This is a genomic window from Paenibacillus sp. DMB5, assembly GCF_001517085.1.
Taxonomy (GTDB): Bacteria; Bacillota; Bacilli; order Paenibacillales; family Paenibacillaceae; genus Paenibacillus_AQ.
In genome coordinates this window covers 35,216-46,799 of record NZ_LRAC01000108.1, presented here as the reverse complement: position 1 = coordinate 46,799, position 11,584 = coordinate 35,216, and the positions used below count along the sequence as shown (strand labels likewise).

The following is an 11,584-nucleotide window of genomic DNA, read 5'->3' as shown; positions in this document are numbered from 1 at the left end:
CCTGCGCCGGCGGTGCCCCCGGCGTGGGCCAGCAGGTTCCGCAGCAGCAGGCAGGCCTGCGGGACCTGCTCCAGATTGGCCATCAGCTCCAGCTGATTGGCCAGGAGCAGGCCCGCTCCGCTGCGGTACTCCAACAGCGGCGACCACAGATCGCCGCCGTCGCCGAAATCGCCCGAGCTGCATTCCAGCAGCAGGGTGAAATCGCCGGTCACCGGCTTCTCGAAGGCCGCGCGGATGATCGGCAGCGGCCCTTCTTCACGCAGCTCTGCGTGCCAGAACATGAGGCTGCTGTCGCTGAAGCCCTCCAGCGCCGGGTGCCGGTAGCTGCCGGCATGGGCGCGGAGGAACGGCCGCCGCGAGAGCGGCAGCCTGCCTGGCGACAAGCTGCTCTGCTCCAGCAGCAGCACCCGGCCGCCGTGCGCGCGAAGGCCTGCAGCCCGGCCTCAAGCGTGCCGGCCGCATCCTCCGCATAGCTGCCGATAATCAGCAGCCTATCGGAAGCAAGTCCGTCCAGCCCGGCTAGATCTATCCGCTCACAGCCCGGAACAAGCCTGCGGATATAGGCGAAATCCTGGTCAGCTCCGTAATAGACTGCCTGCCGCCGGAGTTCCACCGGCTGCTCCAGCAGGCTTGCGGACACCATTCTGTATTTCAGATGCAGCTCATGCATCTGCTGTCCGTTATGGAACAAAAGGGCTGTCAGCTCTGCCTGTTCCCCGTCACCGGCCGGAAGAGGCATCCACTCCAGCCCGATAACCTTATGTTCAGCAGGCTGCTGAACAAACCCGAAGGTTTGCTCATGGATACTCTTGCCCCCTTGTCGGATTACGACTTCAACCCGGACCTCCTGGCCCGAATACGTATCGTTATAGACATCGAAGCTGCGGGCAACCGGCTTGTCATCATAAAACCAGCTGTTATATTCGGCAGCCATAATCGTTGCCGGCTTGAATGCTTCAGCCATAATGGCAAAAGCCGGGTTGGGAGTATACAGCGGATATTCCTCCGGCAGCATACCGTTGTTAATCGTCAGTGAATACGCAGGGACCGTCTGTGGTTTCACTCCTGGCATGGCCGGATCAGCATGCGGCTGTACCAGCTCGCGTTCCGGCATCGCCCGCATGAAATAATGGGCGAAATTAAAGGTGGATATGCCGGATACCTCCTGCCGTCTGGCATACTCCACAAACAGCCGCTCCTTCTGGGCCAGCCCCGCAGTGCTCTCATCCGTTCCCCGGTAGACTTCAAGGCCGGTGTACATGCTGCTGTTCTGCGGACAGATGTACCACCAGCCGCCGTGCTCCCCGAACGTCAGCGGAGCCGTCCGGTCCCACTGGCTGATAGTGCCGTCGATGTTATAGTGGCGGCTCTCCACCTCGGTATGCTCCTTGGCCAGCAGCCGGTTGTCTCCTTCGGCGATAATCAGCCGGGTAGGGTCAATCCCGCGGATCTCCTCCATCAGGCCGGGCATATGCAGCTTGAAGCCGTCCCGTCCATCTACCCAGCGCATTTCATTCTGCAGGCTCCAGAGGATAACGGACGGATGGTTTTTGTCGCGCTGCACAAGCCGCCGCACATGCTGCCGGCAGTTCTCCACATATGCCGGATGGTCGGCCAGCATCGATTTGCCCGAGCCGTAAATCGCCGTCTCATCGACAATCAGCATCCCTTCCTCATCGGCAATCCGCAGATAGTCAGCCGGGTAAGGCTCGGCATGCAGCCGGATGCTGTTGATGCCGATGCTGCGGCAGATGCGGTACCAGTTGCGGATATAGTCTTCTGTCATCTGCAGTCCGCCCTGAAAATGCCAGGAGTCACCGCGCAGATTGACCGGAATGCCGTTCAGCATAAACTGCGGGCCTTCGCTCCAGAATTCGCGGAAGCCGAAATCCTCAGTGTAACAGTCAATAACCGTTTCGCCCTCCAGCAGCTCCAGCACTGCAGTGTAGAGAAACGGCTGATCCGGACTCCACAGCCTGGCACTGTCCCAATCCAGCTGAAAGGAGGCACTGTATACGGCCCCGTCCCGCGCGTTCTCACACAGTCTGAGCTTCTCGGCAGCCGCAGCAGCCGCCGGTTCAGCCGGACATTCCGCAGACAGGACCGGACCTGCAGAGGCAGCGTCGCTGAAGGACTCCGCCCCCTCTTCACCCCGCCGCAGCACACCCTTCTCCCAAATGCTCAGCCTTACCTTTAACGGACCTCGGTCAGCCGAAGCTGCTTCTATTCCGGCTGCACCCGCCTGAACCTCTAACCGCCCTTCCCTCACAGAGGTGCGGATCGTTACATCCTCCAGCGCAAGCAGAGGATAGCCTTCCAGATACACATCCTGCCAGATACCCCGGCTGATTCTGCAGTACCAGGAGCCCATCAGCCCGGTGATCTTGGACGTTCCATTCGGCAGGAGGACCGTGTCAAAGCTGCTGCACACCACATGCAGCTGATGCTCCCGTCCCTGCTCTACCATCGAAGTGATGTCGAGCCTGAGCGGCAGATAGCCGTCTTCCCATACACCTGCTTCCCGGCCGTCTATATAGATGACCGCTTTCTGCATAATACCGTCCAGCCGCAGCACAATCCGCTGTCCCGCCATCCTCTCCGGAACCCGGAAGCTGCGGTGCAGCACTCCTGCCTCAGCAGCATCCCATTCCGCCGGATAACCATGCAGGTCAAAAGGTGCATAATCATACTCGGGAATCTTTCCGAAGGTTTTGCCGTCCGGCTGCGGATAAGTCCGCCTCCAGCTGGAGGGGACCAGCACCTTGCAATGCTCGTACACGATGGTTTCCGGCAGGCTGCGGCATTGCGGCTGATCATACAGAGGCATGAAATCCCATTCCCCGTTTAGGCAAAATAAATTACGCATGCTGCACCCCCTGCTTTCCGCTTATAGAGCTCACCTCAAGCAGTAGCTCCATACTCTTCCACAGCTCTTGTCCAACCGGCGCATCCTCCCATTTCAGAAAATGCGGCTCCATCACTTCCGCCCAATTATCAGGTCGCATCGAGGTTTTGAGCTTACCTTCATATGGAGCAGGCTCCCGGGTGTCCGGCTGCTCGGCATAAAAAAACAGCACATTCTCATGCAGCCCGATAATGCCGTACTTATCCCCGTCCCCCGGCCGTTCCTCCTGATACTGATAATGGTAATAAATGTAGCTCGCCGCCGCTTCCGGCTTCAGCATAGCCAGGCGGCCGTAAGGCTTACCCGCAGTGTTCCGCCGCTCCCAATGCTCCGCCGACACAGGCTGCTGGTAATGAAAAATATCAGCCAGCGGAGCCCAGCGTCTCCCCGTCTCTCCTCCCGGCCAGACTTCGAGACGCTGTGAGGCATCCGGCAGCAGCTGCTCCGGTGTAGCCGGCTCTGCCAGGCACTCATAATACAGAAACAGCTGTTTGCCGGCGGCAAACAGGCTTAAATGATCCACATGCAGACGCACCATCGCTTCTTTAAGCGAAACAGCAAGCTCGCCGCTCCCGAAAAAAGCATCCGTCCCCTTCTCTTCCCCGAGCCATTCGGCCCTATACAAACAGCGCTTCATGCTGCACCTCCAAGTTGTTGTTTTCTCTTTCATGTTACCGCATACATATCTGCAATACCTTGACGATGCTGCCCTTGTTTAGCATGATAACGACACGCTCAACACAGATAAAATCTGTGATCCAGCCTATAAATGAAGGCCGGTTTTTGTCAGGATGAAAGAGAAGAGGTTCTATTGCATTTTGTACAACAGATAACGGTTAAATCAGGCCAAATACGGATTCTGTTGTATTTTGTACAGCAGATTCTCAGATACCGGTCCCTTTATCCTTGTTTCCCTGAAATCAATTGTACGGAATGCAATAGAATGATTTTGCCGGCCGTTGAGTATGAATTCTGTTGCACAAAGTACAATCACCTTGGCGTTTGATTTAAGGAGTTATCACATTAGGTGTTGTTCCGTTCCATTGTCGTTCAGTCCAGTGTTGTTGCCTGCGCCATCAGGAACCAAAAAGCCCTCCCCGCAGGGAGGGCGCCGTCAGCCTCTAGCACTCTAGCACTCAAGCATTCAAGCATTCAAGCATTCAAGGCATAACCGAGAACACAATGTCGTCAAACAGCATATACTCAAAGCCGCTGGTGTAGAAGCCGACCTTGCCTGAAGGCCGGTGGCCCGGATCGCTGCCGGTAAGCCTTAATGCGCCGTCTACATATACGCTGATATCGCCATCCTTGGCCGTCAGCTTCACTGTATATTCCGTATCCGGCTGCAGGTCATGTCCCGGCAGGACGGACTCGGTCAGCTTCTGCCAGGCGGTGTTGTATAGAATCCAGGCCGAGGTGCCGTCTGCCCGGGTACGGTAGCCGATCCGGGTCGAGCCGGCGCTGTCCTGGCGGTCAAAGAGATAGAGAATCCCGTTATCCGGCATTACGGACGGTGTCTTCAGCTTGAATTCCAGCTGATAGGACGTAAAGCTGCGCTCGAGCAGAGCCGTAGCGCCGTTCAGCAGCTTGTAACGCCGGTTCCCGCCGGGATCGGCTGAGATGCTGCGGTTAGGGTCAACGGGCCAGCCGTTGCCGCCGTTTTCAAAGTTAGTCTCATGCATGATGTTGGAGACGGTTACGGCAATGTCTGCCTTAATCAGCGGATTTGCCACTGATACAGCTGTAATTATGGTACTTCCTCCATACACGGCGCTGACGACTCCAGTCTGGTCTACAGTTGCTACTGCCGGGTTGGCCGACTGCCAGGTAACTCCCGTGTCCGGCGTATCCGAAGGATCGAAGGACAGCTGAAGCTGCTGCTGTTCCCCGGCGGCGAGCCGCACCTGGCTTGACGCCGGGATGATTCCGGCCAAATCCGTGGTCGGGGCTTTGAACTGAATGTCATCGAACAGCATATGGCTGACATTATTGACGTAGAAGCCAACCTTCCCCTCAGCATTGTGCCCCGGATCATTCCCCTTCAGGCGGAAGGCTCCGTCCAGATAGAGGCTGATGTCTCCGTCTTTAACGAGCATCTTTACGTTATACTCCGTATTCGGCTTCAGGTCATGCTCCGGCAGCTTCACTTCCTTCAGCACCGTCCAGGCCGAATTGTACAGCAGCCAGGCGGAGCTGCCGTCGGCCCTTGTCTTGTAGCCGATCCGGCTGGAGCCGCTGCCGGCCTGCCGGTCAAACACATACAGTGTAACATTGTCGCCCATCACCGCCGGCGTTTTGAGCCGGAAGCTCAGCTCATATTCGGAGAAGCTTTTGGCGCTGAGTGACGAAGCCCCGTTCAGCACCTTGTACCAGCGGTTCCCGTCAATTTTCTCGATGCTGCGGTAGGCATCCTGGCTCCAGCCGTTTGCACCCGATTCGAAATTGGTGAAATCCATTACGCCGTCGCCCGCCTCCACGGTGACGCTGACCGAGGCTGTAAGCAGCGGATTCTCCGCTGAAGCCACCGTAATCACCGTGCTGCCTACAACCGTTCCTCCGGTAACGACACCGGCACTGTCCACGGATGCGACAGCAGGATCAGCCGAGGTGAAGGTCAGCACAGAATTATCTGCATTCCACGGCAGGACAGCCGTGCGCAGCTTGACTGTTTTCCAGCGGTCTACGGTAATAGCCTGGTCATAAACCACTACCTGCTGTACCGGATAGCTGTCCGGTCCTGCCGTTGTCCCCGCTTTGCCATTGATGCCGATGTCGGCAAACGGAATGTCCGGGAAGCCCGGAATGGCATTAAACACCTCTGCATCCGGACGCAGGGACAGGTCTCCCCCGGACAAATTGGTGAAGCCCGGGTCTGCAGTGGTCACCCAGTTATCCGCATATTGCACCAGTCCGAACTTGTCATACGCCCCGTACACATTGGTGGTTACACTGCGCGTTACCACCGGATTGTAAATGACATTCCCCTGGAACGTATTGGTATCGGGATAGTAACGGTTTTCCGTGAAGAAGTCCGCCAGCTCGGGATACTTGGTCATGTAAGGCGTACCCGTAAAATTGTTATTCGCCGCGAACAGTGCCTGCCACTTCGGCATGTAATTTAACGGCACCTGATCATCCGGCTCGTCACCAAGGTACAGGTCGGCATAGTCGTATGGAATTTTGCTGTCTATAAAAATGTTGTTGCGGGTCTGGATGTGTGCGCCGCCGTTATTTTTAATGGCAGAATTGCCCATTTTATAGAAAATATTCTCGTCAATGGTCAGCCCCATCGTGAAGTTGTCGGGATAGACGCCCTCTACCCCCGCCTTGCTCTCCCCGATGTTATGGAAATAGTTCCGTTTAATGACGGTGCCCCGTTCGTGTGGCTGCTCCCCCGCGTTCATGTAGATCGCACCGAGGTCGGAGAAGGTGGTGCACACATCATAAATCTCGTTATAATCCACAGTGTGGTCGTTGCCGAAGATGAGCACGCCGGGATGAGGCGCGTCATGCAGCTCATTATGCGACATGCGGTTACCGACGCCGGACAGCAGAACACCCGGATTATAAGCCTTGTGGTAGTATGCAAAATCATGGATATGCGAGTTCTCCACGGCGTTGTTTGCCGGCTGCAGCGTCGTTTTGTTGCCGCCTGTCAGCGTAACGGCCGTTCCGCCGATATGGTGGATATGGGTGCTGATAATATCGTGGTCCGTTCCGGGTGCGCCTTCAAAATTGTTGTAATAGAACCGGCTTTGCGTGTTGATCAGCACGCCGCTGTTGGTGAAATTGCGGATTTCACTGTTCAGGATACGCATATGGCTGCCGCCCATAAATACTGCAGCCGAATCACGGCCGTTCTCCAGCACCAGCTCCGAGAAGTCGATGTAAGAGGCGTTGAGCGCGTTGATCATCGGTGTTTTGAGCATCGTGACTTCAATATCCGGGTCTGCATAAGCCGCAAAGCCGGCATTGGGCAGGAAGTACAGCTTGCCTGCGTTGCGGTCGATATAATACTCGCCGGGCATGTCGATCTCTTCAAGCAGATTTTGCGCAAAATGAAAATCGGGATACCAGTTCTTGAACAGCCCGCTCATCTCCCCGTAACGGAGGGTGATCGTTTTGGCGGCTGTGTCGATTGAGGCGATTTTGTTGTACGACCATTCCCAGCTGTAGCCGAAAATCCCGTCCAGCCAGATATCATCCGCCTGTGTCCAGTACTGGGGCCGGTCATACGTATAGGTAAAGGTGCCGCCGCGCGTATGGACCTCCCCGTTCGGATCACGCCGCGTCGGACCCGGATCAACTATTTCATCCATCTGGACGGTGGATTCGTTGGGCCAGCGGGCCAGCGTCATCCCTTCTCCGGCCACATACAGCTCCATCGGAGGCACTTTGCTCAGATCATTCGCCAGATAATAGCCGTGTCGGCTGAGCTCGCCGTAATCCGAGATTCCGAGCGCTGCCAGATCTGCAACCAGCACCTTGGTTCTCGCATCCGGGCTGATAATGCGGCTCAGTATAGAGGAATCAGTAACCGGCACGAACGCCGACTTGGCCAGGTGCTTGGAGCCGGATAACGTTACGGACTCTCCCGGATAAGCCGTGTAAATGACAGGCTTGTCTGCTTCACCTGAATCCTGCTGGCGCAGCTCGAAGCTGGTTGTCCGTTCGTAGCGTCCTTCGCGTAAATACACGGTGACGCCGCCCTTCGGCAGCCCTTTCCCCGCTTTCATAGCGCGGATGGTATCACGGGCTTTCTCCAGGGTCCGGAACGGGGAATTTATCTTTCCGTTATTGGAATCGCTTCCATTCACAGATACGTAAATCGTCTTTCCCGAAGCTTTATCCTCCTGGGATGCTGAAGATCCGGAGGTCGGAACGGGAGTTGTCATGAACAGCAGACCAGCCATAAGCGCTGCAAGCAACCTTTTTTTCACCAAAGCTCATCTTCCTTTCGGATCAAGTGGAAACGGCTACGCCGTCCTTATGAGGACGGTATCCGTTTCAGCGAGAAAGATAAGTAACATTTATTGCGCGAAGCATATAAATTCTTATCTTTTAAAATAAAGACGGCCCCGCCAGCATGTTTAAATGGGCAAAGCCGTCAATGAGCAGCAGGTTTCTCCGGTATTGCAGTGTCTCTCCAGTCTTTACTTCTTCAAGCCTTTATCCTTAAGGAACTGTTCAAATTGCTTCGTTACTTCTGCCACATACTTCTCTTCGCCGGCTTCCTTCAGCTTGCCGTACAGCACAGGCCAGGTTTCTTCAAAATCCAGTGTACCGGTAACCAGGCCGCGCTTGTATTCGCCCCATACAGCGTTCAGGTTGGCAATCTCGGTGTTAACCGGCTCTGAGTTGAACTTGAAGGCGCCGACAGGGTTAACCTCGGAATCGGAATTGATCTTCTTGGTCTCTTCCCAGACATTCTCCGGCTGGCCTTCCTTCAGGTAAGAATTGAAGACGCTGCCAAAAACCCAGTCCATATTCGGCACATAACGTGAATCCGGCAGTGCCTTGATGTAGTCGCCCGTTGTTTTCTCGTAGTGGACACCTTCCAAGCCGTTGCAGAGCAGATTGTACAGCTCCTTATCGGTATTCACCAGATTCAGCAGCATCATCGCCCGTTCAGGGTTCGCAGACGTGCGGCTGATTGACTGGTTAGTTGTTGCCGAATAGCCGTTGGAGAACCAGTCGCTCAATGGAACTGTAATGACCTCGTTACCGCCGTTTTTGGCTTTTACTTCGGCTTCAACACCCGGCTTGAGTGTAACGTTAAAGTCAACGGCAATCTGGCCTTTGGTCAGATAATCGTTCATTTTTTCCGTAGCGGCATCTTTGTAGATATAGCCTTCCTTATACCATTTGCTGGCCAGCCGGAAATTGTCGAGCTCCTCTTCCGGATAACGGTGCAGCGTATAGGTTGGATCATCGGTTTTGATATAGAAGTGGTCATCCAGGCCGGGAACTACCCAGTACTGGTCATCATGCGACTGCGGATTGATAAAGGAGGTTCCGAATACGCCGAATGGAATAATGTCCGGCTCGTTCTGCTTGATCTGGGCCAGGAACGGCTCAATATCGGCGATTTTTTTGATGGAAGCGGTGTCAAGATTGTACTTGTCGGCAAAACGCTTCTGGATAATGAACCCGTAACGCGAGCCGTTAATCTGCTGGTTCGGAATACCGTAAATCTCCCCGTCTACCGAGAGACCGTCCCACATCACCTGCGGCACATCGGCCTTCAGCTCAGGGGCATATTGATCCAGCAGTGCATCCATCGGCTGAATGGCGCCTTTGCGCACCAGCTCCTCCGGCTTCAGCATGTACCCGGTCCAGAGAATGTCGAACTTCTCGCCTGCGGCCAGCACCGTGTTCATCTTCTGCACATAGTCACCGACAGCGACCGGCATCAGCTTGACTGTGGCATTGATTTTTTCCTTCACAATCTTGTTTACTTCCTCCTGCACCTTCGCCTGGTCGGCCTGCAGCTGAGACAGCGGATAATACCAGGTCAGCTCGACCGGCTTCAGCTCCTCTGTACCCGAATCCGTAGCCGGAGCCGCCGTCTGAGCGCCTTCCGTGGCAGTGCCCCCTGCACTGTTCCCGTTGTTGCCGTTGTTTCCATTGTTGCCGTTACCGCCGCAGGCGCTAAGCACCGATGCTGCCAGCAATACGAGCGCCAGAACTCCAAACAGCCTTTTTTTCATGTGTGTGACCTCCTGTACTTTGTACATGATTGTATGTTAACCCTTTAGGGAGCCAACCGTAAGCCCTTTGACAAAAAACCGCTGAAAAAACGGGAAGATCACGAGCATCGGACCGCCGGCCAGCACCGCAATCGCCATCCGCGCCGAGCTGTTCGGGAAGCTGGACAAATCAATGCCGAGCTGTCCGGTAAACTCCGAATTGGTTGTGAGAAACTCGATACTGTTGAGCGTCCGCACCAGCAGCAGCTGCAGCGGCACCTTATTCGGATCATCGATGTAGAGCATCGCGTTAAACCACTCGTTCCAGTAGGTGAAGGAAATCAGCAGACCGAGTGTCGCAAGAGCCGGAGTGGAGAGCGGCAGAATGATCCGGAAAAAGATGCGGAACTCCCGCGCCCCGTCGATTTTGGCCGATTCAATGATTTCCAGCGGTATCTTGGACATGAACCCTTTCATGACCATAATGTTGAACGGCGACAGGAGAATCGGCAGAATCAGCGCCCACAGACTGTCCTTCAGATGCAGATATTGTGTAATGAGGATGTACGAGGGAACGAGCCCGCCGCTGAACAGCATCGTGAAGAACACATAAAAGGTGGTCACCCGGTTATACCGGTAGTCCTGCCGGGAAATAACGTACGCGGTCATCGCGGTCAGCAGCAGGCCTAACAGCGCTCCTACTACAGTTATGGTGATGGTCACCCCGTAAGCACGGAACAGGATATCCGGGGCGTCCAGCAGATAGCGGTAGGCGTCCAGACTGAACGTTTCCGGGATGAACTGGTATCCGTTAGCGGTCAGCGACTTTTCGTCCGTCAGCGACACGGCAACCACGAGCAGAAACGGCAGAATCACCACAAGTGAGAGCACCGTAAACAGCAGGTTAATAAACAGCTTGGAGAATTCAAATTTTCGGGCCACTGTCTGGCACCTCCTTACCATAGAGAGTTATCAGGATCTACTTTGCGCACAATCCCGTTGGCCGTCAGCACCAGCACCAGACCGACAACCGACTGGTAGAAGCCTGTAGCCGCAGACATGCTCACATTGCCGACTTCACGCAGCGCACGGTACACATAAGTATCAATAATATCTGTAGAGCCGTAGAGAAAGCCTGAATTGTTAGGGATAAAATAGTGCAGGCCAAAGTCCCCGCGGAACATATTGCCGATGGACAGGATCAGCATAATGATGATGATCGGAGCCATGAGCGGGATGGTGATTTTGAATGCCATCTGCCGTTTGGTCGCCCCGTCGATCCGTGCCGCCTCGTAATATTCACTGTTGATTCCGATAATGCCGGCAAAATAAATCAGCGTGTTAAAGCCCACTACCTTCCATAATTGCACCAGAATGAGGATAACAGGCCATGGCGCGGCATCCTGATACCAGCTGACCGGATCAAGGCCGAACGATTCCAGCGTGCGGTTGATGAAGCCATCCGAATGGTTCAGAAAGGCGTAAGCAACATAGCCGACCAGCACCCACGACAGAAAATGGGGCAGAAACAGCGCTGTCTGGTAGAACTTGCTCACCTTAGCCTTGATTTCGTTCATCAGGATCGCCAGCAGCAGCGCCGCCGAGGTTCCCACCAGAATATAAGCGGTGTTATAAAGTACGGTATTGCGGGTAATCCGCCATGCTGTATCGGTGGTGAACAAATAACGGAAATTATCCAGCCCCACCCACTCGCTGCCGAAGATGCCCAGATCGTAGCGGTAGTTTTTGAAGGCGATAATCAGGCCGATCATTGGAATGTAGGCAAAAATCAATTTGTACAAAATCCCCGGCAGGGAGAGCAGAAACAGCTCGCGGTTGTTCTTAAAATGATGCAGCTCTCTTCCCGCCCATGACTTCCTGCGTTTTCCCGGCGGCGCACCCGCATGTGCCCTTTCCCCGGTAAGTGTAACGTTCTTCTGCATAACCAAAGCCCCTTCCTTTCTTCGATAACGGCTGCCTGTGTGTCAGG

Annotated in this window: 7 protein-coding genes; all 7 read right to left on the bottom strand. The window is 55.0% G+C overall.

The window, feature by feature from the left end:
- Positions 1-281, bottom strand: a 281-nt coding sequence (locus tag AWJ19_RS36510; protein WP_241781701.1) for a hypothetical protein, incomplete at its 3' end; no start/stop codon positions are given.
- Positions 209-2,866 (bottom strand): glycoside hydrolase family 2, encoded by a 2,658-nt coding sequence (locus AWJ19_RS11625; RefSeq protein WP_068723866.1) that lies wholly within the window; start codon positions 2,864-2,866, stop codon positions 209-211. The genes AWJ19_RS36510 and AWJ19_RS11625, both read right to left, overlap by 73 nt.
- Entirely contained in the window at positions 2,859-3,542 is a 684-nt protein-coding gene (locus tag AWJ19_RS11620; protein ID WP_068723864.1) for a hypothetical protein, read from the bottom strand. Before AWJ19_RS11620 ends, AWJ19_RS11625 begins: the two co-directional genes overlap by 8 nt.
- Before the next feature lie 523 nt (positions 3,543-4,065).
- Complete coding sequence (locus AWJ19_RS11615) at positions 4,066-7,845, bottom strand: Ig-like domain-containing protein (RefSeq protein ID WP_068723869.1); 3,780 nt, start codon at positions 7,843-7,845, stop codon at positions 4,066-4,068.
- A gap of 213 nt (positions 7,846-8,058) precedes the next feature.
- Entirely contained in the window at positions 8,059-9,615 is a 1,557-nt protein-coding gene (locus AWJ19_RS11610) for an ABC transporter substrate-binding protein (RefSeq protein WP_068723862.1), read from the bottom strand.
- Positions 9,616-9,651: 36 nt separating this feature from the next.
- Positions 9,652-10,536, bottom strand: a complete 885-nt coding sequence (locus AWJ19_RS11605; protein ID WP_068723861.1) for a carbohydrate ABC transporter permease — start codon at positions 10,534-10,536, stop codon at positions 9,652-9,654.
- 14 nt (positions 10,537-10,550) lie between these two features.
- Positions 10,551-11,537, bottom strand: coding sequence for an ABC transporter permease subunit (locus AWJ19_RS11600; RefSeq protein ID WP_068723859.1), 987 nt, complete (start codon positions 11,535-11,537; stop codon positions 10,551-10,553).
- Positions 11,538-11,584: the final 47 nt, after the last annotated feature.

Bases quoted from the DNA above. Each gene is read 5' to 3' on its own strand.
- AWJ19_RS11625 (WP_068723866.1), bottom strand. From the start codon at position 2,866: ATGCGTAATTTATTTTGCCTAAACGGGGAATGGGATTTCATGCCTCTG.
- AWJ19_RS11620 (WP_068723864.1), bottom strand. From the start codon at position 3,542: ATGAAGCGCTGTTTGTATAGGGCCGAATGGCTCGGGGAAGAGAAGGGG.
- AWJ19_RS11610 (WP_068723862.1), bottom strand. From the start codon at position 9,615: ATGAAAAAAAGGCTGTTTGGAGTTCTGGCGCTCGTATTGCTGGCAGCA.
- AWJ19_RS11600 (WP_068723859.1), bottom strand. From the start codon at position 11,537: ATGCAGAAGAACGTTACACTTACCGGGGAAAGGGCACATGCGGGTGCG.